36 protein-coding genes and 2 pseudogenes are annotated in these 25,073 nt (G+C 54.3%); 25 read left to right on the top strand and 13 right to left on the bottom strand.

Annotation, left to right across the window (positions count from 1 at the left end; translation table 11 throughout):
• The 3 genes and pseudogenes from Q0683_RS08370 to Q0683_RS08360 all read right to left on the bottom strand — a co-directional run.
• A complete protein-coding gene (locus tag Q0683_RS08370) occupies positions 1–171 on the bottom strand; it encodes a photosystem II assembly protein Psb34 (protein ID WP_298612073.1) in 171 nt (56 codons plus the stop codon).
• A gap of 53 nt (positions 172–224) precedes the next feature.
• Positions 225–1,385, bottom strand: coding sequence for a glycosyltransferase (locus Q0683_RS08365; RefSeq protein WP_298612071.1), 1,161 nt, complete (start codon positions 1,383–1,385; stop codon positions 225–227).
• Positions 1,385–2,191 (bottom strand): annotated as a pseudogene (locus Q0683_RS08360) (thiazole synthase); the annotation flags it as partial. The pseudogene Q0683_RS08360 and the gene Q0683_RS08365, both read right to left, overlap by 1 nt.
• Positions 2,192–2,348: 157 nt before the next feature.
• Here Q0683_RS08360 and Q0683_RS08355 point away from each other — a divergent pair.
• The 3 genes from Q0683_RS08355 to Q0683_RS08345 all read left to right on the top strand — a co-directional run bounded on the left by Q0683_RS08355 (position 2,349) and on the right by Q0683_RS08345 (position 4,503).
• Complete coding sequence (locus Q0683_RS08355) at positions 2,349–2,822, top strand: hypothetical protein (RefSeq protein WP_298977265.1); 474 nt, start codon at positions 2,349–2,351, stop codon at positions 2,820–2,822.
• A 47-nt stretch (positions 2,823–2,869) separates the two neighbouring features.
• The gene (gene ribH / locus Q0683_RS08350; RefSeq protein WP_298977263.1) at positions 2,870–3,406 is read left to right on the top strand and encodes a 6,7-dimethyl-8-ribityllumazine synthase; all 537 of its coding nucleotides are present in this window, start codon (positions 2,870–2,872) and stop codon (positions 3,404–3,406) included.
• Positions 3,407–3,480: 74 nt separating this feature from the next.
• Positions 3,481–4,503: an aspartate-semialdehyde dehydrogenase gene (locus Q0683_RS08345; RefSeq protein ID WP_298617069.1), complete on the top strand. Its 1,023-nt coding sequence runs from the start codon at positions 3,481–3,483 to the stop codon at positions 4,501–4,503.
• Positions 4,504–4,569: 66 nt separating this feature from the next.
• Here the strand turns inward: Q0683_RS08345 and Q0683_RS08340 are convergent.
• The 4 genes and pseudogenes from Q0683_RS08340 to murD form a co-directional block, all read right to left on the bottom strand.
• Positions 4,570–5,370, bottom strand: a pseudogene (locus Q0683_RS08340) (DUF1838 domain-containing protein).
• Between the two features lie 2 nt (positions 5,371–5,372).
• Complete coding sequence (locus Q0683_RS08335; protein ID WP_298977260.1) at positions 5,373–6,050, bottom strand: hypothetical protein; 678 nt, start codon at positions 6,048–6,050, stop codon at positions 5,373–5,375.
• A 4-nt stretch (positions 6,051–6,054) separates the two neighbouring features.
• Positions 6,055–7,227: an AI-2E family transporter gene (locus Q0683_RS08330; RefSeq protein ID WP_298977258.1), complete on the bottom strand. Its 1,173-nt coding sequence runs from the start codon at positions 7,225–7,227 to the stop codon at positions 6,055–6,057.
• A complete protein-coding gene (murD, locus tag Q0683_RS08325; RefSeq protein ID WP_298617063.1) occupies positions 7,224–8,588 on the bottom strand; it encodes a UDP-N-acetylmuramoyl-L-alanine--D-glutamate ligase in 1,365 nt (454 codons plus the stop codon). Before murD ends, Q0683_RS08330 begins: the two co-directional genes overlap by 4 nt.
• A gap of 152 nt (positions 8,589–8,740) precedes the next feature.
• On the opposite strand from murD, the gene Q0683_RS08320 reads away from it, so the two are divergent.
• Positions 8,741–9,175, top strand: a complete 435-nt coding sequence (locus tag Q0683_RS08320) for a hypothetical protein (protein WP_298613652.1) — start codon at positions 8,741–8,743, stop codon at positions 9,173–9,175.
• Positions 9,176–9,185: 10 nt separating this feature from the next.
• Here Q0683_RS08320 and Q0683_RS08315 read toward each other — a convergent pair whose 3' ends face one another.
• The 6 genes from Q0683_RS08315 to tgt all read right to left on the bottom strand — a co-directional run bounded on the left by Q0683_RS08315 (position 9,186) and on the right by tgt (position 14,047).
• Positions 9,186–9,647 carry an SH3 domain-containing protein gene (locus Q0683_RS08315; protein ID WP_298613654.1) on the bottom strand — a complete coding sequence of 154 codons (462 nt, stop codon included), beginning with the start codon at positions 9,645–9,647 and terminating at the stop codon, positions 9,186–9,188.
• A gap of 11 nt (positions 9,648–9,658) precedes the next feature.
• On the bottom strand, positions 9,659–11,158 hold the full coding sequence (locus tag Q0683_RS08310; RefSeq protein ID WP_298617062.1) for an AAA family ATPase: 1,500 nt from the start codon (positions 11,156–11,158) through the stop codon (positions 9,659–9,661).
• Entirely contained in the window at positions 11,155–11,652 is a 498-nt protein-coding gene (locus tag Q0683_RS08305) for a DUF177 domain-containing protein (protein WP_298613658.1), read from the bottom strand. The genes Q0683_RS08310 and Q0683_RS08305 overlap by 4 nt, the downstream gene beginning before the upstream one ends.
• Before the next feature lies 1 nt (position 11,653).
• On the bottom strand, positions 11,654–12,085 hold the full coding sequence (locus tag Q0683_RS08300) for a BLUF domain-containing protein (protein ID WP_298977254.1): 432 nt from the start codon (positions 12,083–12,085) through the stop codon (positions 11,654–11,656).
• Between the two features lie 362 nt (positions 12,086–12,447).
• Positions 12,448–12,921 carry a DUF2752 domain-containing protein gene (locus Q0683_RS08295; RefSeq protein ID WP_298977253.1) on the bottom strand — a complete coding sequence of 158 codons (474 nt, stop codon included), beginning with the start codon at positions 12,919–12,921 and terminating at the stop codon, positions 12,448–12,450.
• Positions 12,905–14,047, bottom strand: coding sequence for a tRNA guanosine(34) transglycosylase Tgt (tgt, locus tag Q0683_RS08290; protein WP_298977251.1), 1,143 nt, complete (start codon positions 14,045–14,047; stop codon positions 12,905–12,907). Before tgt ends, Q0683_RS08295 begins: the two co-directional genes overlap by 17 nt.
• A gap of 367 nt (positions 14,048–14,414) precedes the next feature.
• Here tgt and rplC point away from each other — a divergent pair, with 367 nt between their 5' ends.
• From rplC to infA, 21 genes are read left to right on the top strand one after another with little or no spacing between them, the layout of a single operon-like run.
• Positions 14,415–15,053, top strand: a complete 639-nt coding sequence (gene rplC, locus Q0683_RS08285; protein ID WP_298977249.1) for a 50S ribosomal protein L3 — start codon at positions 14,415–14,417, stop codon at positions 15,051–15,053.
• A 16-nt stretch (positions 15,054–15,069) separates the two neighbouring features.
• Positions 15,070–15,702 carry a 50S ribosomal protein L4 gene (gene rplD / locus Q0683_RS08280; protein WP_298613668.1) on the top strand — a complete coding sequence of 211 codons (633 nt, stop codon included), beginning with the start codon at positions 15,070–15,072 and terminating at the stop codon, positions 15,700–15,702.
• A complete protein-coding gene (locus Q0683_RS08275; RefSeq protein ID WP_298613670.1) occupies positions 15,695–15,997 on the top strand; it encodes a 50S ribosomal protein L23 in 303 nt (100 codons plus the stop codon). The genes rplD and Q0683_RS08275 overlap by 8 nt, the downstream gene beginning before the upstream one ends.
• Positions 15,998–16,008: 11 nt before the next feature.
• Positions 16,009–16,875 (top strand): 50S ribosomal protein L2, encoded by an 867-nt coding sequence (gene rplB / locus Q0683_RS08270; protein ID WP_298977246.1) that lies wholly within the window; start codon positions 16,009–16,011, stop codon positions 16,873–16,875.
• 22 nt (positions 16,876–16,897) lie between these two features.
• The gene (gene rpsS, locus Q0683_RS08265; RefSeq protein WP_298613675.1) at positions 16,898–17,176 is read left to right on the top strand and encodes a 30S ribosomal protein S19; all 279 of its coding nucleotides are present in this window, start codon (positions 16,898–16,900) and stop codon (positions 17,174–17,176) included.
• 30 nt (positions 17,177–17,206) lie between these two features.
• Positions 17,207–17,575, top strand: a complete 369-nt coding sequence (rplV, locus tag Q0683_RS08260; RefSeq protein WP_298613677.1) for a 50S ribosomal protein L22 — start codon at positions 17,207–17,209, stop codon at positions 17,573–17,575.
• A 12-nt stretch (positions 17,576–17,587) separates the two neighbouring features.
• A complete protein-coding gene (gene rpsC, locus Q0683_RS08255) occupies positions 17,588–18,304 on the top strand; it encodes a 30S ribosomal protein S3 (RefSeq protein WP_298977244.1) in 717 nt (238 codons plus the stop codon).
• A 14-nt stretch (positions 18,305–18,318) separates the two neighbouring features.
• Positions 18,319–18,750, top strand: coding sequence for a 50S ribosomal protein L16 (gene rplP / locus Q0683_RS08250; protein WP_298613681.1), 432 nt, complete (start codon positions 18,319–18,321; stop codon positions 18,748–18,750).
• A 2-nt stretch (positions 18,751–18,752) separates the two neighbouring features.
• Positions 18,753–18,965 (top strand): 50S ribosomal protein L29, encoded by a 213-nt coding sequence (rpmC, locus tag Q0683_RS08245; RefSeq protein ID WP_298613683.1) that lies wholly within the window; start codon positions 18,753–18,755, stop codon positions 18,963–18,965.
• Complete coding sequence (gene rpsQ / locus Q0683_RS08240) at positions 18,965–19,213, top strand: 30S ribosomal protein S17 (protein WP_298977241.1); 249 nt, start codon at positions 18,965–18,967, stop codon at positions 19,211–19,213. The genes rpmC and rpsQ overlap by 1 nt, the downstream gene beginning before the upstream one ends.
• An 11-nt stretch (positions 19,214–19,224) precedes the next feature.
• Positions 19,225–19,593: a 50S ribosomal protein L14 gene (rplN, locus tag Q0683_RS08235; RefSeq protein WP_298613686.1), complete on the top strand. Its 369-nt coding sequence runs from the start codon at positions 19,225–19,227 to the stop codon at positions 19,591–19,593.
• A complete protein-coding gene (gene rplX / locus Q0683_RS08230; protein WP_298977239.1) occupies positions 19,593–19,946 on the top strand; it encodes a 50S ribosomal protein L24 in 354 nt (117 codons plus the stop codon). The genes rplN and rplX overlap by 1 nt, the downstream gene beginning before the upstream one ends.
• 58 nt (positions 19,947–20,004) lie before the next feature.
• Entirely contained in the window at positions 20,005–20,550 is a 546-nt protein-coding gene (gene rplE, locus Q0683_RS08225) for a 50S ribosomal protein L5 (RefSeq protein ID WP_298613690.1), read from the top strand.
• A 29-nt stretch (positions 20,551–20,579) separates the two neighbouring features.
• The gene (gene rpsH / locus Q0683_RS08220) at positions 20,580–20,981 is read left to right on the top strand and encodes a 30S ribosomal protein S8 (protein ID WP_298613692.1); all 402 of its coding nucleotides are present in this window, start codon (positions 20,580–20,582) and stop codon (positions 20,979–20,981) included.
• Positions 20,982–20,999: 18 nt separating this feature from the next.
• Positions 21,000–21,563 (top strand): 50S ribosomal protein L6, encoded by a 564-nt coding sequence (gene rplF, locus Q0683_RS08215; protein ID WP_298977236.1) that lies wholly within the window; start codon positions 21,000–21,002, stop codon positions 21,561–21,563.
• A complete protein-coding gene (gene rplR / locus Q0683_RS08210; RefSeq protein ID WP_298977234.1) occupies positions 21,564–21,926 on the top strand; it encodes a 50S ribosomal protein L18 in 363 nt (120 codons plus the stop codon).
• 11 nt (positions 21,927–21,937) lie between these two features.
• On the top strand, positions 21,938–22,462 hold the full coding sequence (rpsE, locus tag Q0683_RS08205) for a 30S ribosomal protein S5 (RefSeq protein WP_298613698.1): 525 nt from the start codon (positions 21,938–21,940) through the stop codon (positions 22,460–22,462).
• Between the two features lie 13 nt (positions 22,463–22,475).
• Complete coding sequence (rplO, locus tag Q0683_RS08200) at positions 22,476–22,940, top strand: 50S ribosomal protein L15 (RefSeq protein WP_298977232.1); 465 nt, start codon at positions 22,476–22,478, stop codon at positions 22,938–22,940.
• Positions 22,941–22,952: 12 nt separating this feature from the next.
• The gene (secY, locus tag Q0683_RS08195; protein WP_298613702.1) at positions 22,953–24,263 is read left to right on the top strand and encodes a preprotein translocase subunit SecY; all 1,311 of its coding nucleotides are present in this window, start codon (positions 22,953–22,955) and stop codon (positions 24,261–24,263) included.
• Positions 24,263–24,850 carry an adenylate kinase gene (locus Q0683_RS08190; protein WP_298613704.1) on the top strand — a complete coding sequence of 196 codons (588 nt, stop codon included), beginning with the start codon at positions 24,263–24,265 and terminating at the stop codon, positions 24,848–24,850. Before secY ends, Q0683_RS08190 begins: the two co-directional genes overlap by 1 nt.
• Positions 24,843–25,067, top strand: coding sequence for a translation initiation factor IF-1 (gene infA, locus Q0683_RS08185; protein ID WP_011055956.1), 225 nt, complete (start codon positions 24,843–24,845; stop codon positions 25,065–25,067). The genes Q0683_RS08190 and infA overlap by 8 nt, the downstream gene beginning before the upstream one ends.
• Positions 25,068–25,073 lie beyond the last annotated feature (6 nt).

The raw sequence follows: 25,073 nt of genomic DNA, 5'->3' as shown, positions 1-25,073 counted from the left end.
TTAGCTCACTCCTATGGCGATCGCCACCAAGCCGGCGACTAAGAGCAATCCGCCCACCACCACCAGAGCTGCCCGTACTTTTTGCTGTCGCGTCCAAGGCTGCGCCTGATAAACTTTGGGTTCAATGGCAAAGTTGTTGAGGCGACCACCCTCCTCAATGGTATAGCGCATCGCAACACACCTCAATTCCAGATTTTCAGTGGGGCTATTCTAACAAGCAAACCTTAGGACTTTTGAGAATCCTTAACAATTTCTTGCAATTGACCGTGGCGACTGACCCGCAGCCAGCGACCCCGCCAATAGATGCGATCGCCAAAACAGCCCCCCAGCCAAATGAGAAAGCTCATTACCTCCCGCAGGGGCAATAGCCACAGCCACAACAGTAACCGAGGCGTCCCCATCAAGACCATGCTGATAATGGCCTGCAACCAGCGAATGCCCTGAACTCCCAGAAATACGCTGAGGGTCCAGGGGGTTGGAAACAGTCCCCACAGCAGAGCACTATAGACCGTGCCAAACATAAACACCATGCCAAAGTACTGATTGCCGCGATTGGCGCGAATGGAGCGTGCCCAGCGCAGTTCCCGTTGTACCGCCTTCCAGAAAGAGTCATTGCCACAGTCATTCTTCAGGATATAGGGGGAGAGTTCGACCCGATAGCCCAGTTTCCAAGCGCGGTAGCCGAGATGATAATCTTCGCCAATGCGGTCTAAAACGGCAGCAAATCCGCCCATTTGGTCTAGAACCTGACGCCGCAGGGCAACAGTTGGCCCAATGGCAAAGCGCAAGCCACCATCGAGGAGGCGGGCAACTAAAACGCCAGGGATAAAGTCAATGCAGCGACCGAGAGCCAAGAAAGCAGCTCCTAGGTGTTGGGGATGCGGGTCAATGTAGCCACAGGTCACCACCCCCACCTGCGGATCTGCAAACGGAGCTGTAATTGTCTGCAAATAGTGGGGATCCACAGCGACATCGCTATCCACCTCGACAATAATGTCGTAGCGGGCGTGGCGGAATAACTGAAAAACATTGTTTGCTTTGCGGTTGTAGCCATGCTGCTCAGAACAAAGGTACCAGCGAGCACGCTCAGGGTACTGCCGACAAATCTGATCCACGACGGAAACGGCAGCATCCATTGGCTGCTGAATCCCAAAGAGCACCTCATAGGTAGGATAATCTTGGCAACACAGGGAAGACCAGTTCTGCCATGCCCTTGCTTCTAGGCCACAAATCGGCACCAGCAGCGACACCGAAGGTGCAACGCGAGGGGGAGTAGGGCGCTTGCGGCTAAAGAACTGCCATGTTACCCCCAAGGCTACGCAATAGAAGAGGCTGCCAGTGAGGGTGAGAAGGAAGAGCAGTCCGCCTAGGAGTTCGCGGATCATCAATCACCAATCCTGCCGCTGAGAGGAGAACTGGCACTGGCGTAGGCTTTTACGGGGATGCGCCCTGCAAGGTAGGCAAGACGGCCAGCAGTGGTTGCAAGTGCCATAGCCTTGGCCATTGCCGGGGCATTGCCCGCTTGGGCGATCGCGGTATTAATCAAAAGGGCATCGGCGCCCAACTCCATTGCCGCGGCAGCCTCACTGGGGGTGCCAATTCCAGCATCAATGACAACGGGAACATGCGCCTGCTCAATGATGATTTGAATATTGGCGGCATTGCGTAGCCCTTGGCCTGAACCAATGGGGGAGGCAAGGGGCATCACGGTGACACAGCCTACTTCCTCAAGGCGTTTGGCCAGCAGGGGATCCGCATTGATGTAGGGAAGAACGGCAAATCCTTCCTTGACCAGTTGCTCTGCGGCTGTGAGCGTGCCAAAGGGATCCGGCAGCAGGTACTTCGGGTCGGGAATGACCTCTAGCTTCACAAAGTTGTTGTCCTCTTGACCAAGGAGCTTAGCCATTTCCCGACCTAAACGGGCAACGCGAATTGCCTCTTCTGCGGTTTGGCAACCTGCGGTGTTGGGCAGGAGCCAAATTTTCGACCAATCTAGGGCATCCACAAGGCCTTCATGACCAGGCGCATTGGTCTGGACGCGACGGACAGCCACCGTAACAATTTCACAGCCACTGGCGGCAACACTCGCTTGTAAATCAGCAATGGAGCGGTATTTGCCGGTGCCGGTCATCAGGCGTGAATGGAACTGCCGCCCGGCGATTGTGAGCGGGGTATCTTGAATCAACAGCTCAGGAGCAGGTGCAGTCACCATGATGCACTTGTGAAGTGAAAAGTAGGAGGGCTTGCCTTTCTACCATACAGCCTTTTTTACACCGATTGGGTTCTATAGCTTCTGTCGTAAAGCCGCGACCTTGGATAACTTGTGGCATGATAGAGGCACCATACCTATGGGAGTGCAACATTGGCGCATGGCACACATTGGCAACAATGCCGCCATTCAGGCTGCCGATCGCCTGCTACGTCAATATGGGTTTGATCTCGATGGCTCCTCGGTTGAAGCCATTTTAGATCGCTGGCTGCGTCACTTCCCGCCCCGTTGGATTCGCCTCGCCCTCATTGAAGCCCTTTATCTAGGGCGCTATAAAGCCATCTCTGTTGAGCAGATTTTACAACTGTGGCAACGGCGTGAGCAACCCATCTATCACTTCAACAGCGAGTTTGAAGCCATCATCTGCCAGTCACTGCCGATTAGTGTGCCTGAAGCTGGCTCCTCCCGTCCCTCAGAACCCCGTGCTGATACAAGAATTAGTGAATTTCATCCTGATTTAGCCCCTGACCCGTTCGTTGCCAAATTAACCGGTATTGTGCAGCGGTGGCAGTCCCAACACTCCCTTGTGGAGCAGGGCGATCGCACCGCCTAGGCGGTTGCAGGTTATACTCTTTGGGGTAAGATTTGGCACCTCCACCTATGGCTGTTTTTGAAGGCACCTATTCAGTTCGGGGAACCCCTCGCTTTGGCATCGTGATTTCCCGCTTCAATGACTTGATTACAACCAAGCTCCTAGAGGGCTGCCAAGATTGCCTGCGCCGCCATGGGGTTGACCCCAATCCCCATGGTTCTCAAGTGGACTATGCTTGGGTACCCGGTAGTTTTGAAATTCCCCTAGTGGCAGCTCAACTGGCGGCTAGTCGTCGCTACGCAGCAATTATCTGCTTGGGTGCTATCATCCGTGGCCAAACTCCCCACTTTGACTATGTGGCTGCTGAAGTTACCAAAGGCATTGCCACCGCCTCGATGCAAACCGGGGTGCCCATTATCTACGGCATCCTTACCACAGACACCATGCAACAGGCGCTCGAACGGGCCGGCATCAAAAGCAACAAAGGTTGGGAATACGCCCTCAACGCCCTTGAGATGGCAAGCCTAATGCAAATTCTTCCCACTAATCTCAATCCGCCTGCGGCCAAACTGACCCCCACTACACCTGCCCTTACCGAGGGGTAAAACCAAGGACTGAACCGGTTCGGCTATTCTCCCATTCTCAAGGAGCGTAAAATGGGCTTATATTCCTAGGAGGCATGGCATTGGCACAGGGATTACGGGTTGGCATCTTAGGGGCTACAGGTGCCGTTGGTACGGAAATTTTGACCATTTTGGCGGAGCGATCGTTTCCAGTAGCCGAGTTGCGTCTTTTGGCTTCACCGCGTTCAGCGGGTCAAACCCTCTCTTTTGGTGGGACGGTGCTGCCGGTACAGGCGGTGAGCGAGGAAACCCTCAAGGGGCTGGATTTGATTTTGGCGTCGGCGGGGGCAACTGTGTCGCGGCAGTGGCTACCGATCGCCATCAAAGGGGGAGCGATCGCCATCGATAATTCCAGTGCCTATCGCATGGAACCCAATGTGCCTTTGGTGGTGCCCGAAGTCAACCCTGAAGATCTAAAAACACACCAAGGCATTATTGCCAATCCCAACTGCACCACGATTTTGATGACAGTGGCACTATGGCCATTGCATCGGGTGCGGCCAATTCGGCGCATTGTCGCGGCTACCTACCAGTCTGCCAGTGGGGCGGGAGCTAAGGCCATGCAAGAACTCAAGGATCAAGCCCTCGATATTCTCAAGGGGCAGCCACCGCGCACAGAGGTCTTTCCCTACCCTTTGGCCTTTAACCTGTTTCCCCACAATTCTCCTTTGAATGAGCAGGGCTACTGCCAAGAGGAGATGAAGATGGTCAATGAAACCCGCAAAATTTTCCATGCCCCAGAGTTGCGGCTGACGGCTACCTGTGTTCGAGTTCCAGTGCTGCGTGCCCATTCAGAGGCGCTGAATGTGGAATTTTTTGAGCCTTTTCCGCTGCAAGAGGCGCGCGATCGCCTACAACAGGCGGCAGGAGTCCAGTTTGTTGAGGATTGGCAGCGCAACTATTTTCCCATGCCCCTAGAGGCCACAGGCAAGGATCCCGTGCTGGTGGGACGGCTGCGCCAAGATATTTCCGAACCCAATGCCCTTGAACTGTGGCTGTGTGGCGATCAAATCCGTAAGGGAGCAGCCTTGAATGCGGTGCAAATTGCCGAATCCCTGATTGCCCAAGGGTTAATTTAAGCAAAAAAGGCTGACTACGGTTGGGGATAGCCTGCCCCCAGGGGAATAGGAACAGGTTGGTATTCATCAAGTCCCTGGAAACACTGCCCCCTCCAAATAGGCCTCAAAGTGCTCCTGAAAATACAGCCAAGAAGTCATATCGGCACCCTCGCGATATTCGGTAGGGGCTTCACGGTATCGGGGCAGTCGTTCTAATTGCTCTTGCAAAAGCGAGGGTAAATCTTCAACGGTGAGGGCTTTGCAGCCTGTGGCACTATAAATGAGATAGCCGGGGCGATCGCCCATCTTCATCCAAGGCAGCCAAGGGCCAATTCGACTCCAACACAAGTGAACATCGGCAATTGTCTCCGTATCCTGCTGTAAATCAGCAGTAGCCACCGTGAGCTTAAAGAGTTCCGCCACTTGGTAGATGGGCTGGGGGCTGTAGGGCCGAAACCGTTCCTCACCCCCAAGGGGGTTGTCGTAATAGGGAAACAGATCAAACTGAAAGGTAGTGGTGTGTTCACTGACTTGAGCAGGCACCTCGCGGCGAAATAGCCCCTGCACGGGATCATTAACCACGGGAAGGACAGGCACTGTTTCTTCTGTCCAAGGGTTGTGTCAGCGATCACACACCGATTGACGCTCCGGATCAAGATAAAACGTCAACTCACGGGAGAGAAAATACCACCCCCCCTCCGGATGGGGCAAACAGCGAGCGGCACTCATGCCAACAATGTTGAATAGATGACGGTGACGCTCTTGGGGAACAAAGCTATACACGGCTCCCTGCCACGCGATAAACGTGGTCTTGCCCGTCAGATCCGCCCGTACCCGCACCCAATCGCGAGCACTCAGGCATTTTTGAACAAATTCAGCGGCGGGCATGGCTACTCCACGGGAATATTGGCAGCTTGCAATTGCACATCCTGATTGGGATAGCTAGCAAGGCGCAGGGTCAAGGTTTTTGTATTACCGAGGAGGCTTTTGGGAATAAGAATCGTGCCTTTGACCAGATCACTGCCGGCGGGCAATTCCGTCGGTAGGCCTTCGGTCAGGGCGCTCAAAAGGGTGCCTTTGTCATTTTTGATTTCGAGGAAGGTGTAGATAAACTGTACCCCTTGGCTACTGTCGTTTTTCAAGCTAACGTGCAGGGCTAAATCTTGGCCAATAGTGTCCACACGGCTAATTTCCAAGCGCACTCCCTTGTCCTCAGCCACAATGGGCAATGGCCGACTGGCTTCTGAGTCCGTTGCCGGCGGTTCATTGGAGGCGGTGGGGGCCGGCACAATCTCGCGATCGCCAGAGCTTTGGGTCATTTCGGCAATGCGAGCCTTGGTTTGGGCAATGATCTGTGCTTCGTCCAGAATGGGCGATCGCTCCCCTTGGCTTTGATCATTTGCATTCACGGCACTGCCAAGGATGGGATTCACCACCGGCTGGGATACACCGCGCAATGACTCTCGCCCCAAATGGTAGCCGATCAAAGCCGTGACAAGGGTAATGGCGGCGGTTGTACCGATCAAAACAAGGGAGGTAACAATTCCGGGATGAAGGGCACGCCGCATGGTTCTACTCCACCGAGGAGGGCTTCATCGAGGAAGAAACAGGGGGTAAGGGGGGCGGATTGTCGGGTAGCGCAAGGGTGGTATCCACATCCTCGGTATTAAGGCGCGATCGCACGCTCACAAGGAAGGTTTTAATCACCACGGCGATCGGCACTGCAATCAAGACCCCCACCAAGCCCGATGCCCGCGCCCCCGTCAGAATTGCTAAAAAGACCCACACCGGATTCAGACCCGTAAAGCTGCCAATAATACGGGGAGCCACCACATTTTCAAGAAACTGCTGAAAGAGAAACGAAAATCCCGCCACCTTGAGGGAGAGCCAAACATCCTGAAGTGCCACCAGTAAACTAATGGAAATAATTCCCACCGTGCCGCCAAAGGGCACCAAGGCCATCACGCCAATGATCACCCCAAAGAGTAAGCCATAGGGTACCTTCAAAAAGATAAAAATTGTGGTCAAGCCAATGCCCATGCACAGCCCCAGCACCAATTGACCGATAAAATAGCTCTCAAAACTACGGCGAATGGTTTCTGAGACTGTGGGGCGCAGCGTATCGGGCAACCAACTGAGCAGACCCTCCCACAGTTCGTCACCGTGCTGAAGTAAATAGAAGGTGAGAACAACAGTCAAAATGAAATTAATCAGCACATCCACCACACTGCTCACCGTGCCCAAAATTAAATTCAGCGCCTCCCGCGCTAAGCTTTGCAGTTGATCCTTGAGTTTTTCCAGCAACTGGTTGGCAAGGGCATCCACATCTACCGTGACCGGTAAATTGAGGGAATCCACCCACAGCCCAAATTCCAAGAGTCGGCGTTGGCTAGAGTTAAACCACTCTGGCAGGCGGGCAATGAGCTGCTGCGCCTGATTAAAGAGATTGGGCACCACGACCAAGGCAATGATGGCAATCAAAACCAGTGCCAGCAGAAAGACAACCACTGCCGACGGCCCCCGCGGATTGCCCTGTTCTTCCATCCAGCGCACTGGATAGTTCAGCAAAAAGGCAAATAGGGAGGCAAGAACAAGCACCGCAACCAAAGGCCCGAAGAACTTGAGAACAGTGGCAAATGCCCAAAAATTGAGCGTCAGGATAGGCCCTGCCAAGCCAATAATTAGAAACCGACTGGGAATAGAAAGGCGATTCCACCAGTGACCCGAGGCCGCAGATTGGCTCATAGCTCTAAGCACAGTTGACGAAAGTGATTACCGCGTTCTTCAAAATTTTGATATTGGTCAAAGCTGGCACAGGCAGGGGAAAAGAGTACAGTTTTGATTGGGTACTGGGTCACCAGTTCAGCAGCCGCCGCCACTGCCCGATCCAGTGTCTCTATGATCTCATAATTTGTAAAGCCGATGGCTTCTAGACGCTGCGCAAACTGCGGTGCCGCTTCACCAATTAAGAGCACCCAAGCAACTTTTTCCTGAATTAAGTTGAGCCAAGCGCGATCATCCCCCTTTTTCGCCTGCCCACCGGCAATGAGAATCACAGGGCCGGTTACAGAACGCAACCCAATTTCGGCGGCGTCATAATTGGTGGCCTTACTGTCGTTGATCCACGCCACCTGTCGCCATTGGCGAATGCGCTCTAGACGATGGGGCACACCGTTAAACCCCGCCACCGCTTTGGCAATAGTTGCCGCAGGAATCCCCGCCAGGTGTGCCGCTGCCACCGCAAGCAGAAAGTTTTGCTGATTGTGTTGACCCGGCATCTGCAAGACATGGGTGGGCAGCAGAGGCTGATCCTGAACCCACACCTGATCCCCAGCAATATAGATGCCCTGGGCAATCCCCTTGGGTAGGGCGGCCGCCCCCTGGGTAGTGATCCACCAAGCTTGTGGCCAGCGATTGACCATGTGCTGACGCAGGTAGGGATCATCCCCATTGAGGATCACCTGTTTAGCCCCGTTCATTAGGTGGGCTTTGGTTTCCACATAGGCCTCAAGGGTGCCGTGGCGTTCCAAGTGATCCGGGGTGAGGGTGGTCCAAAGGGCAAATTGGGGTTGCAGGGGGGGGCTGGACTCCAATTGATAGCTACTAATCTCGGCAATCACCCAATCAAGGGTGTGGGCGGTTAAAGCCACCTCGCAAATACTATTGCCGATGTTGCCACAGGCGGGAGCATTGTACCCCGCTGCCTGAAAGATGGCAGCAGTGAGGGCGGTGGTGGTTGTTTTGCCGTTGGTGCCCGTAATACAGACCCACGGCAGATGGCCAAGGGCCTGCCACGCAATTGCCACTTCCCCCCGCACGGGGATGCCTGCTTGGCGAGCGGCAATCAAAGCGGGCGAGTTCCAAGGCACACCGGGACTAATGACAATTTCATGGGGTATTTGCAGGCCAACATGAGCAAGGGTTTGCAGATCAAAGTCGTAGTTGAGTTGAACGGCAATGCCTTCGGCTTCGAGGAGTTGCTGCTGGGATTGTAAGGCAGGGGTTTGGCGCCTATCACTCACCTCCACTTGCCAGCCTTGACGTTTCAGTAAACGGGCGGCGGCGATGCCAGAGCGACCGAGACCAATCACATGAACAGTTGGCATAGGATAAGTGGGGTGAATCCAATCCAGCAGGTACAGACTCCGGGCAGCAGTCCCTAGGGTGGTATCCTCAAGGTCAATGGAACCGCCTAGGCGATCGCTCCCACTGCATATTCCGTCTTAGACTCTATTATTGTCACATCGGGTAGAGAATAATGCTTGGTTTACGCGCAATTTGGCTCTGCGGTCTGCTGCTGACAAGCGGTGTCGGGGTCTTGTTTTTTGATGGTAGGCCCGCGATCGCCCGCCGCCGTGAAGCGCCTAAAGTGGTGCGAGTCACCGATGTTCAATTGCAGAGCGAGAATATTGCAGGTGTCTGGTACCACCGCCTAACGGGGCGGGTGCGCAACGAAACGGCCACACCAGCACGCAATGTCCAGATCTACTACGAAATCTATGACTCACCGAGCAAACGACTCCTCGAAGCGGGATTCACCCAGTTGCGCAATCGGGTGATTGATAGCGGGGCAGAGGCGGAGTTTTTGGTCACTCCCAATGTGGGCGGACGGGTGAAAATCACCCTGGTGGAATGGCTCAGTGGCGATCGCGAGTACCGTTCGTTTCAGCAAATGCAGGAATTTTCTCAATAGCTAGAGTGACCTATTGGGGCGTCTCGCTTGGCGTAGGGGATTCAGCCGTTATTTCCTGCACCCCAAAGGCCAGTACCCAGCCTTCCAGATTCTCTTTAGTGCGAACCTTGAGCCATTCGCCATCCTCGCTGCGCTCTAGGATGGTCACCACTTCATCAAAGGCCACACCCCCTAGGGCATTGGCCTCGCGACTGGGGCGATCGCGCAACCGCAAGCCGTCTCCATAAATAACCCGCCCTTCGGGCTGCGTTGGCGGCGAGGGAGTAGGGGTCGGTTCAGGGGGAGGGCTGCTTGAATTTGGCACTGGTTCTACTGGTTCTGGGGAACTTTGTGCCTCAACATTAGGACGCGGCGGTGACCAGAGCAAGTTAAAGACGAGGGGCGTAATGAGGGCTGCGGCCACAAGGGCAATCAAGCTGAAACCCAAAAAGATTCCCAAAAGCCATTGCAGTACACGTACAACTGGTTTCATGATCTCATGATCTAACGCCCTGTGGAGGGAGACAAGACCCGTGAGGCAAACCGTGCCCGCCCGGAGGCCGCCCATTCCTGTAACTGCTGCACCTGTTCGCGAGCGGTTCGTGCCAAGGGGACAATTTCACTGGCTGCCTGGAGGAGATCTTCGGTGGTAAAGTCGCGATCTTGGCTAAAGGCAAGGTGCATGGCTTCAATGATACATTGCTCAATTTCAGCCCCAGAAAAGTCAATGGTTTCGTAGGCTAGGCGCTCTAGATCGTAGTTTTGCAGGCGATCGCGCCGCACGCGACTGAGGTGCACTTCAAAAATTGCTCGCCGCTCCTCCACATTGGGCAGCCCCACAAAAAAGATTTCATCAAAGCGCCCCTTACGCAGCAATTCTGGGGGCAACACTTGAATGTTATTCGCCGTCGCCACCACAAAAACGGCGGAGGTCTTCTCGGCCAGCCAAGTGAGAATTGTGCCGAAAACGCGGCTACTGGTACCGCCATCCCCTCGACCATCAATGCCCGCAAAGGCTTTATCCATCTCATCAATCCAGAGAACACAGGGGGCTAGGGCTTCGGCAATCTGAATCATCTCACGGGTACGCGCTTCGGATTCCCCCACCAGACCCCCAAAGAGCCGGCCCACATCCAATCGCAACAGGGGCAAGTGCCATTGGTGGGCGATCGCCTTCGCTGTCAGGGACTTCCCCGTGCCCTGAATTCCCACCAGCAGCACCCCGCGCGGATAGGGTAGCCCATAGCGCCGTGCCCGCTCAGAAAAGGCACCGCCGCGCCGCAGCAACCATTCCTTAAGATTATCCAGACCGCCAATGTCGGCAATCGTCTCTTGAGTGGGGTAAAATTCAAGGACTTGAGTTTGCCGCAGAATTTGTCGCTTCTCCTCCAAGATCAGATCCACATGGCTGTTGTCCACCACACCGTGGAGGGCAATAATCCGACCAATGACGCGGCGAATTCGCTCAAGGGTCAAGCCCTGACAGGCTCGAACTAGCTCATCGAGGACGGGTTCTGAGGGAACATTGCCAAGGCTTTGGCAGAGCTTCACGAGTTCACAACGGATTTCCTCCCGTTGCGGCAAGGGGAACTCAACCACCGTAATCACATCCCGCAGTTCTGGGGGCAACTGCACTGTCGGCGCAAGCAGAATTAGGTTTTTGGGTTGGGACTTGAGCTGCCGTGCCAGGTTGCGCAGTTTGCGGGAGACCGCCACATCCTCAATAAAGCGATGAAAATCCCGCAGCAGAACCATTGCCGCTGCTGCTGGCGGTAGTTTTTCAACAAATTCAAGGGCACTGAGGGGATTGCGCTTGGCCGCCCCCACGTCGTTGGGATTGCCCTGATACCCCTCGACAAAATCCCAAATATAGATGGGGCGCTGATTCAGGCGATCGCTAATGGCGTGCAGTGTCGCCTCAAGGCGTTCTTCCTCTGTTGTGGCCACATACAACAGGGGATAGCGTGCCCGCAGCAACAGTTCAAGGTCAGACTGAGCATTCATGGCGATGGTTCCGACCGCTCCAGAGCCGCTTGCAGTTGCGCCAAGGCCGCCCAGCGTTGATCAATGGGAGTTTCCGCAGGAGTGGGGGGATGAATACCGCCACAATTGGGATCGCAGTACTTGGGGTAGGGCAGGGCAAGGCACAGTTGCTGGTAGAGCCAGTCGGCCAGATCAAGGTGACCGTTAGCAGGCAGGGTTTCCACGAGATCATCCTCGGGCTGACTGGTTGGAGTTTCCGCCAGCCAGATCAGTTCTGTGGTCGTGCACTCAAGGCGGTGGTTATAGTACTGCAAACAGCGATCGCAACAAAGAGTAACAATTGTCTGCACATCGGCACGCAGTTCTAAGTAGGTGTGGCGGTGAGTAGCGGTTACAATTCCTTGGATGGGAGTGAGTGTTGGCAACTCAGAAAAGTCGGTATCTACCCGCCACGCATAGGTCTGGGCAGGCAGCCGCAGCAATTCTGGAATAGCCAGCCAGTGGGCAGGAGTCACGCTAGGTTCCTTGAGTCATTTGATAGATTTCTTTTAGGAAGTGGAAACACTGTTCAGCCGTCATGGAGGTGGGCAGAAAGGTTGCCGCTGGAGAGTATTTTAACCGCAGTCGCCGAACGGCATCACTGTCCATTTCGCCCAATTGCACCAGACGCATTGACCAGTTGATAAAGGTTCGCTCTTCAATTGCCTTAAATTCAATCAGTTCGGCACTGTGGTGGCGCGGATCTTTGAGGATGCGAGCATAGGTTTCACTCACCTTCTGGCGATCGCCCTCTAGGGTTTGCAAAAACATCCCATTGCCGTAGCACAGGATTCCCGTAATGCCATCGCGCACATTGTTCACCTCTGACTTGGCCATGATGTCGCGCAGGTCTGGGTAGGATAGACCATCCGTGGCATAACTAAGATAGAGCAGGCGATGTAGTCTCATAACTTTTCGGTTCCCGATCGGACACAACCAATTTTTATTATCCCATGAAAAGGAACATTGCTAAAGACGGCTAAAACACTTTTGCCGGCAAGCTCCTCAGGCTGCCGGTCTGTTGTTGCAAAGAATCGAGTTTCAGACTGTTTTTGATCTGTATCATCTATCTGTATTTTTATTTGTATTTTTGAGATTTATTCCATTGCAGACCAAAACCTTGGGTATGGTTTTGCATTGAATCAACAGATCTGGGAATGTGATTGACAATTGGATAAACAGAGCCACTCTCAACGATAGTATGCAGCATCATCCTTGCCGAGTGGTGCTTTCGTTTGGGGATCGACGAAAGGAATGGAGATAGTCATTAATTAACTCCTCAAAAAGATGGTTTTTAGGGGATTGATATAAAACTCACCTGTCTGGAATAGGCTGTACAGCCGCAGGGCATAGTAGCCCAGATAAATGCCCCCCAGCCACCACCAGCTTTGAATGCGGCTATTGAAGGAGTAAAAGGGGGGGTGTCGCAAGCGGCGGCCGGTTTTCAGTTCTAGACCCATTAAAACAGCAGCCCCTGCAAATGCCAAAAATAGGACAGGGCCAAACAGGTGCATGCGCAGGGCATTTTCAAAGTCGCCGCGGGCGATCGCCAGAAAAGAGCGGGTCAGGCCACACCCTGGACAGGGAATGCCCGTGATTGCCCGAAAGGGACAGAGTAAAAAAGGCGGCGTCCCTGTGTGATTGAACAGAACTGCCCCCACCAAAGGGGCGGTGGTCAGTCCCAAAAAGCCCCAGCGGCTCAGGCGTTCCTGCTTGGATAAAACGGCATCAGAGAAACGCAGCATCGGTTTCCTCATTTTCAGCTTTCGTCAACAATCGCTGCTCCCATTCTGCCGCAAAGGCCGCAAATCGCTCCTCTAAAATGGCTTGGCGTGCCGCCTGCGTGAAGCGAATCAGTTCTGTCACATTATGGATTGAGAGGAGGGTATAGGCCAGTAACTCCTTGGCGCGAACTAGATGACTGAGGTAGGCGCGACTAAAGTTAGCGCAAGTGTAGCAGGGACAGGTGGCATCCAGCGGCTCATAGTCGCGGCGAAAGCGGGCATTTTTTAGGTTCCAGCGTTGCCCTTGAACGATGGCACAGCCATGGCGGGCTAACCGCGTGGGAATTACACAATCAAACAGATCGACCCCGGCAGCGATCGCCCGCAACATTTCCAAGTGGGTGCCGACCCCCATCAAATAGCGGGGCTTGTGAGCCGGCAAGAGGGGAGCTGTCACCGCCACTATCTCATGCATGGCCCAGTTGGGTTCGCCCACACTGACGCCCCCAATGGCATAGCCCGGCAGGTCATAGGGCACCATGGCCTCGACACATTCTCGCCGCAGGTCGGCATAGATACCCCCTTGAACAATAGCAAAGAGGGCTTGATCAGAGCGTTGCTTGCTGGCTATACAGCGCTCTAACCAATGCAGTGTGCGTTGCGTGGCTTGAGTGACCGCCTCACGGCTAGCAGGGTAGGGGGGACACTCATCAAAGGCCATGATTACATCTGCCCCCAAAGCCTCTTGGATGGCGATCGCCTGCTCCGGCGACAATTCAATGATTTGGCCATCGTGGGGCGAACGAAAGACCACCCCCTGATCGGAAACTTGCCGCAGTTCACTGAGGCTAAAGACCTGAAAGCCCCCCGAATCCGTGAGAATAGGCCCTGACCAGCCCATAAAACGGTGCAGTCCCCCCGCTGCGGCCACAATGTCCTCCCCCGGTTGTAGATGCAAGTGGTAGGTATTGGCCAACACCATTTGCGCACCCGCCGCCTTGAGGTGCTCTGGGGTGAGAGTTTTCACATTGGCCAAAGTGCCCACGGGCATAAAACGCGGCGTTGCCACCGTGCCATGGGGCGTGTGAAACAGACCTGCCCGAGCTTGAGTGTGGGCACATTCCTGCTGGCGGATAAATTCAAACACGCTGGTGGCTCCCCAAGAGGGCGTAAAAATGTTACCAAATGCCTAGACAAACCCACAATCACTGATCTATGATTAGAGCTTGTGACCAAAAACGGATACTGAGTGGGTGCGATTGCCTCAATCCCCTTAAGTCCATGGTTCCACGGATCCAGGGGTGGCAGCGTGTTCGCAACCGCCAATCACAGCCTTGCCACCTTTATCTGCGCCTGTCCTCGATTAACGATGGATGCCCCCTGAGCGTCATCGTCTTGACCGTGTAACTGCTGGGTCAATCCACCATTCCTAACTGTAGGAATCTGCTGAGGTGGAGCCTATAAGCCGCCTCTTGCTGTTTTGTTGTGATTCGTATTTTATAAGGAACGCGATCGTGACAGTTGGTATTTTAGGGACAAAGTTGGGCATGACCCAAATCTTTGACGAGGCGGGTCGATCTGTCCCCATTACGGTGGTACAAGCGGGGCCGTGTCCGATCACACAAATTAAAACCCCCCAAACCGACGGCTACACGGCGATTCAAGTTGCCTATGGCGAAGTGCGGGAGAAAAACCTGAGCCGACCGGAGCGCGGCCACCTCAACAAATCACAAACGCCCCCCATGCGCCATCTGCGGGAGTTTCGCCTTGAGGATGCCTCTGCCTACCAATTGGGGCAGACCATTACCGTTGATATTTTTAGTCCAGGACAGCTGGTGGATGTTCGCGGCACCAGCATTGGCCGAGGTTTTGCCGGTTATCAAAAACGCCACAATTTTAAGCGCGGTCCCATGGCTCACGGCTCCAAAAACCACCGCCTGCCTGGTTCCACGGGGGCAGGAACAAATCCAGGGCGCGTCTTTCCCGGCAAGCGAATGGCAGGTCGCATGGGCAATACGGCCGTTACTATCCGCAAGTTGCAGGTGGTTCGCGTTGATCCTGAGCGCAACTTGATTCTAATTAAAGGGGCACTACCGGGCAAACCCGGAGCTTTAGTGAGTATTACCCCCGCCAAGGTGGTTGGTCGCAAGTAAGGGCTGGAGAGTAGTCATGGTTGTATGTGTAGTGAAAGACTGGCAGGGCGCCGCGAGTGGCGAAGCCACCCTTGATCTTCGGACGGCAAAACCTGAAACCGCCAGTCATATTGTGCATCGCGCCCTTGTGCGGCAGTTGGCCAATGCTCGTCAGGGAACCGTTTCCACTAAAACCCGTGCAGAGGTGCGCGGTGGCGGTCGTAAGCCTTGGCGGCAAAAGGGAACAGGGCGCGCCCGGGCCGGTTCTATTCGTTCTCCCCTTTGGCGGGGTGGCGGTGTCATCTTTGGTCCTAAGCCCCGCGACTATAGCCAAAAAATGAATCGTAAGGAGCGGCGGCTTGCCCTGCGCACAGCTCTGATGAGCCGAGTTGAAGACTTGATCGTGGTTCAGGACTTTGCCGAGCATTTGCCGCGTCCGAAAACGAAGGAGTTGGTGACGGCTCTGCAACGCTGGGGCATTGAACCAGAGCAAAAAGTGCTGCTACTGGTAGAAGATGTTGCCGAAATGGTGGCACTCTCGGCACGAAATGTGCCCACCCTGAAGCTGCTGCGTGCCGATCAGTTGAATGTTTTTGATTTACTCTATGCCGATCGCATTGTTGCTACCACAGGCGCGATCGCCAAAATCCAGGAGGTGTACGGTGACTAAAGTCCAACCCCGCGCCCTTGCGGATCTCATCAAGCGCCCCATCATCACAGAGAAGGCCACAGTTTTACTGGAAAACAACCAATACACCTTTGATGTGGATCGGCGCGCCACCAAGCCGCAAATCAAAGCCGCGATTGAGGAACTCTTCAACGTCAAGGTGACGGCAGTGAATACCTATCACCTGCCCCCAAAAGAGCGCCGCGTGGGTCGGTTTGTTGGGCAGCGTCCTCGTTACAAGCGGGCGATCGTCACCCTTGCCCCCGACAGCAAGATCGTTCTCTTCCCCGAAGTTTAACGGAGTAGATCATGGGCATTCGTGTTTACCGACCCTATACCCCCGGCGTTCGCCAGAAAACTGTTTCTGACTTTGCGGAAATTACGACCGACAAGCCTGAAAAGTCCCTGACCCGTGGTTTCAAGCGGGACAAAGGCCGCAACAATCGCGGTGTGATTACTAGTCGGCGACGGGGTGGCGGCCACAAACGTCGCTATCGAGTTATTGATTTTCGCCGCAGCAGCAAGCTCAATGTTCCTGCTAAAGTAGCAACTGTGGAGTACGATCCCAATCGCAATGCCCGCATTGCCCTACTCCACTATCGCGATGGGGAAAAACGCTACATCATCCATCCTCGGGATTTGACTCCCGGCACCGAAATTATTGCCAGTCCCGATGCCCCCATTGAGGTGGGTAATGCCCTGCCCTTGGGCAAAATTCCACTTGGGACTAGCGTTCACAATGTAGAAATTACCCCCGGTCGTGGTGCGCAAATGGTGCGTGCTGCGGGTGCCATGGCTCAAGTGGTCGCCAAAGAAGGGGATATGGTGACCCTTAAGCTTCCCTCGGGTGAAGTGCGGCTCTTCCGTAAGGAGTGCTACGCCACTATTGGCCAGGTGGGGAATGTTGAAGCAAACAACATCAGCTTGGGGAAAGCGGGTCGTAACCGCTGGAAAGGTCGTCGTCCGAAGGTGCGCGGTTCGGCGATGAACCCGGTGGATCACCCCCACGGTGGTGGGGAAGGGCGTGCCCCCATTGGTCGTCCGGGACCTGTCACTCCTTGGGGTAAACCCACCCTTGGCTACAAAACTCGCAAGAAGAAAAAACTCAGCGATGCTCTCATTGTGCGCCGTCGCAAGAAGTCTTCTAAGCGGGGTCGCGATGGTCGTCAGTTTTAGGTTTTTGTGGAGAAGTTAGGTTATGGGACGTTCGTTAAAAAAAGGCCCTTTTGTGGCAGATCATCTCCTACGCAAGATTGAAGCCCTCAATGAGCGCAATGCCAAAGAAGTGATCAAAACGTGGTCGCGTGCCTCAACGATTGTGCCGGAAATGATTGGCCATACGATTGCCGTCCACAACGGCAAGCAGCACGTGCCGGTGTACATCACTGAGCAGATGGTGGGTCACAAACTAGGGGAATTTGCTCCCACCCGCAACTTCCGCAGTCATGCTAAGGGCGATAAAAAAGCCCGCCAATGATTCTCTTGTTCACGTCTGGGATAGCCGTCTATGGTTTCTACCTCTTCTCCTACTGCCCGTGCCTGCGCCAAGTATGTCCGCATGTCACCCCACAAGGTGCGGCGGGTACTGGATCAACTGCGGGGTCGCACCTACCGCGATGCCCTCATTATGCTGCGCTTTATGCCCTATCGTGCCTGCGAGCCGATTACAAAGGTCTTGCGATCGGCGGCGGCCAATGCCACCCACAATTTAGGCTTAGATCCCGCCACCTTGGTCATTAGTCAAGCCTATGCCGATCAAGGCCCTTGCCTGAAGCGGTTCCGTCCTCGCGCCCAAGGCCGCGCTTACCAAATTCGCAAGCCCACCTGCCACATCACCATTGCTGTGGCGCCCCAAACCACCGCTGACGAATCGTAGAAGGATACCACCGTGGGACAGAAGATTCACCCAATTGGCTTTCGCCTCGGCATTACCCAAGAACATCGCTCCTGCTGGTACGCCAATAGCGATCGCTATCCAGAGCTACTGCAGGAGGATCACCGCATTCGCACGTTTATTAACAAGCAACTGGCCAACGCCGGCATTGCGGAAGTGCGCATCGAGCGCAAAGCAGATCAAATAGAGCTGCAAATTCGCACCGCCCGTCCCGGTGTGGTCGTTGGTAAAGGCGGCCAAGGGATTGAGGAACTGCGCAAGCAACTGCGGCAGATGCTCCCCAGTAATCGCACCATTAAAGTCAACGTGGTGGAAGTTAACCGCGTGGATGCTGAAGCCAGTCTCTTGGCAGAATATATTACCCAGCAACTAGAGCGGCGGGTGGCCTTCCGCCGAGTCGTGCGCCAAGCGATTCAGCGGGCACAGCGAGCGGGAGTTGAGGGCATTAAAGTCCAAGTGGCGGGTCGCCTGAATGGGGCAGAAATTGCCCGCACTGAATGGATACGGGAAGGGCGAGTCCCCCTACATACCCTGCGGGCAGACATTGACTACGCCTACCGCACAGCGCGCACCATCTACGGCATTTTAGGCGTGAAGGTGTGGCTCTTCAAAGGCGAAGTCCTGCCGGGACAAACTGAAGCAGTGACACGGGAACCCAGCCGCCGCAGTCCCCAACGCCGCCTACCCCAATTTGAAAATCGCTCTAACTAATAGGAAAGCCAGCGATGTTAAGTCCAAAGCGTACAAAATTTCGCAAACAGCAGCGGGGTCGCATGACGGGGGTTGCCAGTCGTGGCAACTCCATCCACTTTGGCGACTATGCCCTCCAAGCCCTTGAGCCCGCGTGGATCACCTCACGACAAATTGAAGCAGGCCGTCGCGCCATGACCCGCTACATCCGCCGCGGTGGCAAAATCTGGATTCGCATTTTCCCCGATAAGCCCGTGACGATGCGGCCAGCGGAAACACGGATGGGGTCAGGGAAAGGCTCACCGGAGTACTGGGTGGCGGTAGTTAAGCCCGGTCGCATTATGTATGAAATTGCCGGTGTGCCGGAGGCCATTGCCCGTGAAGCGCTGCGTCTTGCCGCCTACAAAATGCCGATCAAGACCCGTTTTCTGATGCGCAATCAAGAAGAGGAACAACAGGAGGGTTAAAGATGGCACTGACGAAAATGAAAGATCTACGAAAACTCAGTGATCAAGAGGTGAGCGATCGCATTGCTGCGATTAAGAAAGAACTCTTTGAGCTGCGCTTCAAAAAAGCTACCCGCCAAGCGGTCAAGCCCCATCAATTTAAGCATCTGCGCCATGAGTTGGCACAGCTTTTAACCCTTGAGAATGAACGTCGCCGCAGTGGAGGCCAAAGCTAATGGCAGTAAAAGAACGTGTTGGCATTGTTGTCAGCGACAAAATGCAAAAAACCGTCGTCGTTGCCGTCGAAAACCGCGCCCCCCATCCTAAGTACGGCAAAATTGTCGTCAAAACCCGCCGCTACAAAGCCCATGATGAAAACAACGAAGCTAAAGTGGGCGATCGCGTGCGCATTCGGGAAACCCGTCCCCTGAGTCGCACCAAGCGTTGGGTCATTGCCGAGATTCTCAGTCGTCGCACTGCCTAAGGAGAGCCAGCATGATTCAACAGGAAACCTATCTCAACGTTGCCGATAATAGCGGCGCTAAAAAGCTCCTCTGTATTCGCGTCCTCGGCGGCAGCAACCGTCGCTACGGCAGTGTTGGCGATGTGATCATTGCCACTGTCAAAGACGCCATCCCGAATATGGCAGTGAAAAAATCCGACGTGGTTCGCGCTGTGATTGTGCGCACCCGCAAAACCATTCGCCGCGAAAGTGGCATGAGCATTCGCTTTGACGACAATGCTGCTGTCTTGATTAACCAAGATGGCAACCCTCGCGGCACCCGTGTCTTTGGTCCGGTGGCGCGGGAACTGCGGGATAAAAACTTCACGAAAATTGTTTCATTGGCACCGGAGGTACTCTAATGGCGGCCAAGAAAGCAAACAAAAAGCCTGTGCGCTATCGTATGCACGTGAAAAAAGGGGACATAGTCCAAGTTATTGCTGGCAGGGACAAAGCTAAAGTGGGTGAAGTCCTTGCTGTTTTCCCCAAGACCAGTCAAGTGATTGTCAAAGGGGTGAACCTGAAAACCAAACACGTCAAGCCCCGCCAAGAGGGAGAATCCGGGCAAATTATCACCAAAGAGGCACCGATCTACAGTTGCAAGGTGATGCTCTACTCCACCAAGCACAACGTTGCCAGCCGCATCTGCTATACCTACACCGAAGATGGCCGTAAGGTACGGATGCTTAAAAAAACCGGTGAAATTATTGACTAGGTCTAACATATTTCCCCCTCTCTGACCCAGCCCAGAGAACGTCCCTAGGAGAAGCCCTATGCCCCAACGCCTCAAAGATCACTATAACAAGACCGTTGTGCCTCAGCTCATGCAGCAATTCCAGTACAAAAACATTCACCAAGTGCCCAAGATTGTCAAAATAACTGTCAACCGCGGTCTTGGTGAAGCAGCACAAAATGCCAAAGCCCTTGAAGCCACACTGGCAGAAATTGCCATGATTACAGGCCAAAAGCCCGTAGTCACCCGTGCCAAGAAGGCGATCGCCGGCTTCAAGATTCGCAAAGGCATGCCCGTAGGGGTGGCGGTGACGCTGCGCTCCGAGCGCATGTATGCCTTTTTGGATCGGTTGATTAACTTGGCACTGCCACGAATTCGTGATTTTCGCGGTGTCAACCCCAAAAGCTTTGATGGGCGGGGCAACTACACCCTAGGCTTGCGCGAGCAACTGATTTTCCCCGAAGTCAACTACGACGACATTGATCAAATTCGCGGCATGGATGTCTCAATCATCACCACTGCCAATACTGATGAAGAGGGACGCGCCCTGCTCAAAGCAATGGGCATGCCGTTCCGTGAGAACTAACGCCGCAGGCAGATTTTTAAGGAGCAACTATGGCAGTAAATGACACGATTGGCGATATGCTAACTCGCATCCGCAACGCAAACCTTGCGCGGCATCAAACCACTACAGTTCCGGCCACGCGCATGACCCGCAGTATTGCGCAGGTACTGAAAGCGGAAGGGTTTATTCGCGATTTTGAAGAGCAAGGGGACGGCGTTAAACGGCAGCTTGTGGTTTCCCTCAAATATCGCGGCAAGCAGCGCCAGCCGGTTATTACTGCGCTCAAGCGGGTGAGCAAACCCGGTCTGCGCGTCTATGCCAATTCCCGTGAGTTGCCCAGGGTGCTCGGTGGCATCGGCATTGCCATTATCTCCACCTCCAGCGGCATTATGACCGATCGCGAGGCACGGAAGCAGGGCATTGGCGGCGAAGTACTCTGTTACGTTTGGTAAGCTCGGAGGAAGTCCCACATGTCTCGTATCGGCAAGCGTCCCATCCCTCTGCCCAAAAATGTCACCCTCACCCTAGAGGGGCAGCAGGTCACAGTCAAAGGCCCCAAGGGTCAACTTAGCCGCGTTTTTCCGCCCGAGGTAAGTGTTGCCCAAGAAGGGGAAACCATTGTGGTTAAACGCCGCGATGACTCTCGCCCGGCCAAAGAACGCCATGGCCTCTGCCGCACACTCTTGGCCAACATGGTGGAAGGCGTCTCCCAAGGATTTACAAAAAAGCTGGAGATTCAAGGAGTTGGTTACCGTGCCCAACTCCAAGGTAAAACCCTTGTTCTGAACATGGGCTATAGCCACCCCGTTGAGATTGTGCCACCCGAGGGCATTACCCTAGAAATTGAGGACAACCAAGGTAAAAAAGTACAGCAAGGCACGATTATCCTTGTGAGTGGTATTGATAAAGAACTGGTGGGCAACACCACTGCCCGTATTCGCGCCGTACATCCCCCTGAACCCTACAAGGGCAAGGGTATTCGCTATATAGGTGAATTTGTGCGTCGTAAAGTTGGTAAGACAGGGAAGAAATAGATGAAGAAAACTCGTACTGCGGCTCGCCAAAGTCGGCATCAGCGCATTCGCCGCAAAGTCAAAGGTACCAGCGATCGCCCCCGCCTCGCTGTGTTTCGTTCCCATCAGCACATCTATGCCCAAGTGATTGATGATACTCGCCACCACACCCTCGTGGCTGCTTCCAGTCTTGAGCCAGAACTGCGGCAGAAACTGGGGGATGGCAGCACCTGTGCCGCCTCCATCGAAGTGGGGCGACTCATTGCAGAGCGTGCCAAAGCTGCTGGTATTGAGCGCGTTGTCTTTGATCGCGGTGGCAATCTCTACCATGGTCGTATTAAGGCCTTGGCGGATGCTGCCCGTGAAGCTGGACTAGACTTTTAGAGGATGAACCGATGGCAAATCGTCGTAAAAACCCCCGCAAAGTTGAAAAAGAGACCGACTGGCAAGAGCGGGTCGTGCAGATCCGCCGCGTCTCCAAAGTGGTCAAAGGTGGTAAGAAACTCAGCTTCCGCGCCATTGTTGTCGTTGGCAACGAGCGTGGCCAAGTGGGTGTGGGTGTCGGCAAAGCTGCCGATGTCATTAGTGCCGTGCGCAAAGGGGTGGCCGATGGCAAAAAGCACCTTATTGACGTGCCAATCACCAAATCCAACTCAATTCCCCACCCCACGTTTGGCGAAGGGGGCGCTGCCCGCGTTATGATTCGCCCCGCTGCCCCAGGAACTGGGGTAATTGCGGGTGGCTCCGTGCGCACTGTTCTGGAACTGGCAGGGGTACGCAATGTACTCGCCAAACAACTAGGCTCTAGCAATCCCCTCAATAATGCCCGCGCTGCCCTCGAAGCCCTTGCGGCGTTGCGCACCTTCCAGGAAGTTGCTGAAGAGCGGGAAATTCCCATCGAAAATCTCTATAGCAAATAGTTAGGAGTTGTCCATGCGGTTTCAGGATCTGCACCCCCAAGCGGGATCAAGACGGCGCAAACGGCGGATTGGTCGGGGTATTGCCGCAGGTCAAGGAGCAAGCGGTGGCTTTGGGATGCGGGGACAAAAATCCCGGTCCGGTCGCTCCACCCGTCCCGGCTTTGAAGGCGGTCAAAACCCCCTCTATCGTCGTCTTCCCAAACTTAAGCACTTTCCCCTCGTCAACCGGAAGGTTTACACTACGATCAACGTGGGTCGTCTCAATACCCTACCCGCCAATAGTGTCGTGACGGCTGAGTCTCTCCTTGAGGCGGGTATTCTCACCACCGCTAAATATCCCCTCAAGGTGTTGGGGGATGGTGAGCTAAACGTCAAGCTAGAGGTTCATGCCGCTGCCTTTAGTGGCAGTGCCCGCAGCAAGATTGAAGCTGCCGGTGGGGTATGTGTAGAGACCTCCGTTGCTGCCGACAGTAAATAGAGGAACCCCCATATGATTGTGAATCGCGGCAAGGCACCCACTGCCCAAGAAACATTTATGCAGATGGCTCAAGCAGCTGGTCTGCGGGGGCGACTCCTGATTACCATTGGGCTACTGATCTTGGTACGGCTTGGGATTTATTTGCCCATTCCGGGGATTGATCGCGCTGTTTTTGCCCAGACCGTTCAAGATAATGCCGTGATTCGCTTTCTCGACATCTTTTCAGGCGGTGGACTCTCTGCCCTTGGGATTTTTGCCCTCGGCATCTTACCCTACATCAACGCCTCCATCATCATGCAATTGCTGACTGCCGCTTTGCCCTCCTTGGAGCGGCTGCAAAAGGATGAAGGGGAGGCCGGCCGCCGCAAAATTTCCCAGATTACTCGCTACGTCGCTGTAGGCTGGGCAGTTCTGCAAAGTTTTGGCATTGCCATTTTTGTCAGTTCGATTCCCGGTGCGGCTTTGCATCCCGGCGCGTGGTTTGTGGCTGAGATTATCCTTGGCCTGACCGCTGGCTCAACCGTGGTAATGTGGATTTCCGAGTTGATTACTGAGCGGGGCGTGGGTAACGGGGCTTCGCTTTTGATCTTTTTGAGCATTGTTGCCTATTTACCTTCCTCGGTGGGTCAGACAATTGCCCTTGCAGAGAGCGGCGGCAACATTGGCGGCATCGTTATTCTTGTGGCTGTCTTTTTAGCCATGATTGTCGGTATTGTCTTTGTTCAGGAGGGTACCCGTCGCATTCCCATCATCTCTGCACGTCGCCAAGTGGGGCGCAAACTCTACCGCGAACAAACCAGTTACTTGCCCCTGCGCCTAAACCAAGGGGGGGTAATGCCGATTATTTTTGCTTCTGCGGTATTGATTCTGCCTTCCACCTTGGCGCAGTTTACCCGCAATGAACTGGTGGCACGACTGGCGAGCTATGTTTCCCCTGCAGGGCCGACACCGTGGCTATACGTAATTTTCTATTTGCTCCTGATTCTGTTCTTTAGCTACTTTTACTCCTCCTTGGTGGTCAACCCCGTGGACATGTCCCAAAACTTGAAAAAAATGGGCGCCAGTATTCCGGGAATCCGACCGGGGAAAGCGACTTCGGATTACCTAGAGCGGGTTCTCAACCGCTTGACGTTCCTAGGGGCAATCTTTTTAGGACTAGTGGCAATTATTCCTACAGCCGTCGAGAGTGCAACCAAAGTGACCACGTTCCAAGGGTTAGGAGCAACCTCCCTACTGATCCTGGTGGGGGTGGCCATTGACACCTCAAAACAGATTCAAACCTATGTGATTTCACAACGCTATGAGGGGATGGTGAAGCAGTAATGCGCTTAGTTTTGTTTGGTGGCCCTGGCTCGGGCAAAGGGACACAGGCAGCAATTCTAACCACACTCTTTGGAATTCCCCATATTTCCACAGGGGATATCCTACGGGCGGAGCGGGCTGCGGGCACGCCCCTCGGTCAGCAGGCTCAAAGCTACATGGATCGCGGTGAACTGGTACCCGATCAGGTGATTGTGGAGATGGTGGCCAATCGCTTGCAACAGCCGGACACCGCTCCAGGCTGGCTCTTGGATGGTTTTCCCCGCAATGGGGCACAGGCGGCGGTCTTTGAGGAGATGCTCAAAAGTATTCACCAAGACTATGATTACTTGCTCTTCTTGGATGTGCCGGCTGCGATTCTGCAGGAACGCGCCCTTAATCGCGCCAAGCAAGCTGCCAATGGTCAGCAGCGCTCCGATGATACCCCGGAAACCATTCTCAAGCGGGTACAGGTCTATGAGCAGGAAACACTACCGATGATTCGGCAGTACATGAGTCATCCCAAGTTTGTGCACATTGATGGAACGCGTACGATCGAAGAGGTGACTGCTGCTATTCAAGCACGTATTGGGGAGGTGAACCGTGTCTAAACAGGATGCCATTGAAATTGAAGGAACAGTGACGGAGTCATTGCCTAACGCGATGTTTCGGGTGGACTTGGACAATGGCTTTAATGTCCTTGCCCACATTTCCGGTAAGATTCGCCGCAACTACATCAAAATTTTGCCGGGCGATCGCGTGAAGGTGGAATTGACCCCCTATGACCTGACAAAGGGGCGGATTACCTATCGCCTGCGCAAAAAGTAGTTTGAT

The organism is uncultured Thermosynechococcus sp. (assembly GCF_938074695.1).
GTDB lineage: Bacteria > Cyanobacteriota > Cyanobacteriia > Thermosynechococcales > Thermosynechococcaceae > Thermosynechococcus.
Note: the sequence above shows the minus strand (reverse complement) of the source record. Positions and strands in the feature narration are given on the sequence as shown.

Excerpts from the sequence above, each read along its gene's own strand:
- rplX (WP_298977239.1), top strand. The coding sequence starts at position 19,593 with ATGGCGGCCAAGAAAGCAAACAAAAAGCCTGTGCGCTATCGTATGCAC.
- Q0683_RS08355 (WP_298977265.1), top strand. The coding sequence starts at position 2,349 with ATGGGAGTGCAACATTGGCGCATGGCACACATTGGCAACAATGCCGCC.
- rplD (WP_298613668.1), top strand. The coding sequence starts at position 15,070 with ATGGTTGTATGTGTAGTGAAAGACTGGCAGGGCGCCGCGAGTGGCGAA.
- Q0683_RS08335 (WP_298977260.1), bottom strand. The coding sequence starts at position 6,050 with ATGCGGCGTGCCCTTCATCCCGGAATTGTTACCTCCCTTGTTTTGATC.
- rplV (WP_298613677.1), top strand. The coding sequence starts at position 17,207 with ATGGTTTCTACCTCTTCTCCTACTGCCCGTGCCTGCGCCAAGTATGTC.
- Q0683_RS08300 (WP_298977254.1), bottom strand. The coding sequence starts at position 12,085 with ATGAGACTACATCGCCTGCTCTATCTTAGTTATGCCACGGATGGTCTA.
- Q0683_RS08315 (WP_298613654.1), bottom strand. The coding sequence starts at position 9,647 with ATGAAACCAGTTGTACGTGTACTGCAATGGCTTTTGGGAATCTTTTTG.
- rpmC (WP_298613683.1), top strand. The coding sequence starts at position 18,753 with ATGGCACTGACGAAAATGAAAGATCTACGAAAACTCAGTGATCAAGAG.
- Q0683_RS08310 (WP_298617062.1), bottom strand. The coding sequence starts at position 11,158 with ATGAATGCTCAGTCTGACCTTGAACTGTTGCTGCGGGCACGCTATCCC.
- ribH (WP_298977263.1), top strand. The coding sequence starts at position 2,870 with ATGGCTGTTTTTGAAGGCACCTATTCAGTTCGGGGAACCCCTCGCTTT.
- secY (WP_298613702.1), top strand. The coding sequence starts at position 22,953 with ATGATTGTGAATCGCGGCAAGGCACCCACTGCCCAAGAAACATTTATG.
- Q0683_RS08365 (WP_298612071.1), bottom strand. The coding sequence starts at position 1,385 with ATGATCCGCGAACTCCTAGGCGGACTGCTCTTCCTTCTCACCCTCACT.
- Q0683_RS08295 (WP_298977253.1), bottom strand. The coding sequence starts at position 12,921 with ATGCTGCGTTTCTCTGATGCCGTTTTATCCAAGCAGGAACGCCTGAGC.
- Q0683_RS08330 (WP_298977258.1), bottom strand. The coding sequence starts at position 7,227 with ATGAGCCAATCTGCGGCCTCGGGTCACTGGTGGAATCGCCTTTCTATT.
- rpsS (WP_298613675.1), top strand. The coding sequence starts at position 16,898 with ATGGGACGTTCGTTAAAAAAAGGCCCTTTTGTGGCAGATCATCTCCTA.
- rplB (WP_298977246.1), top strand. The coding sequence starts at position 16,009 with ATGGGCATTCGTGTTTACCGACCCTATACCCCCGGCGTTCGCCAGAAA.
- rplE (WP_298613690.1), top strand. The coding sequence starts at position 20,005 with ATGCCCCAACGCCTCAAAGATCACTATAACAAGACCGTTGTGCCTCAG.
- rplF (WP_298977236.1), top strand. The coding sequence starts at position 21,000 with ATGTCTCGTATCGGCAAGCGTCCCATCCCTCTGCCCAAAAATGTCACC.
- rpsH (WP_298613692.1), top strand. The coding sequence starts at position 20,580 with ATGGCAGTAAATGACACGATTGGCGATATGCTAACTCGCATCCGCAAC.
- Q0683_RS08370 (WP_298612073.1), bottom strand. The coding sequence starts at position 171 with ATGCGCTATACCATTGAGGAGGGTGGTCGCCTCAACAACTTTGCCATT.
- rplO (WP_298977232.1), top strand. The coding sequence starts at position 22,476 with ATGCGGTTTCAGGATCTGCACCCCCAAGCGGGATCAAGACGGCGCAAA.
- rplN (WP_298613686.1), top strand. The coding sequence starts at position 19,225 with ATGATTCAACAGGAAACCTATCTCAACGTTGCCGATAATAGCGGCGCT.
- rpsQ (WP_298977241.1), top strand. The coding sequence starts at position 18,965 with ATGGCAGTAAAAGAACGTGTTGGCATTGTTGTCAGCGACAAAATGCAA.
- rplR (WP_298977234.1), top strand. The coding sequence starts at position 21,564 with ATGAAGAAAACTCGTACTGCGGCTCGCCAAAGTCGGCATCAGCGCATT.
- Q0683_RS08190 (WP_298613704.1), top strand. The coding sequence starts at position 24,263 with ATGCGCTTAGTTTTGTTTGGTGGCCCTGGCTCGGGCAAAGGGACACAG.
- Q0683_RS08320 (WP_298613652.1), top strand. The coding sequence starts at position 8,741 with ATGCTTGGTTTACGCGCAATTTGGCTCTGCGGTCTGCTGCTGACAAGC.
- Q0683_RS08345 (WP_298617069.1), top strand. The coding sequence starts at position 3,481 with ATGGCATTGGCACAGGGATTACGGGTTGGCATCTTAGGGGCTACAGGT.
- murD (WP_298617063.1), bottom strand. The coding sequence starts at position 8,588 with ATGCCAACTGTTCATGTGATTGGTCTCGGTCGCTCTGGCATCGCCGCC.
- rpsE (WP_298613698.1), top strand. The coding sequence starts at position 21,938 with ATGGCAAATCGTCGTAAAAACCCCCGCAAAGTTGAAAAAGAGACCGAC.
- rplP (WP_298613681.1), top strand. The coding sequence starts at position 18,319 with ATGTTAAGTCCAAAGCGTACAAAATTTCGCAAACAGCAGCGGGGTCGC.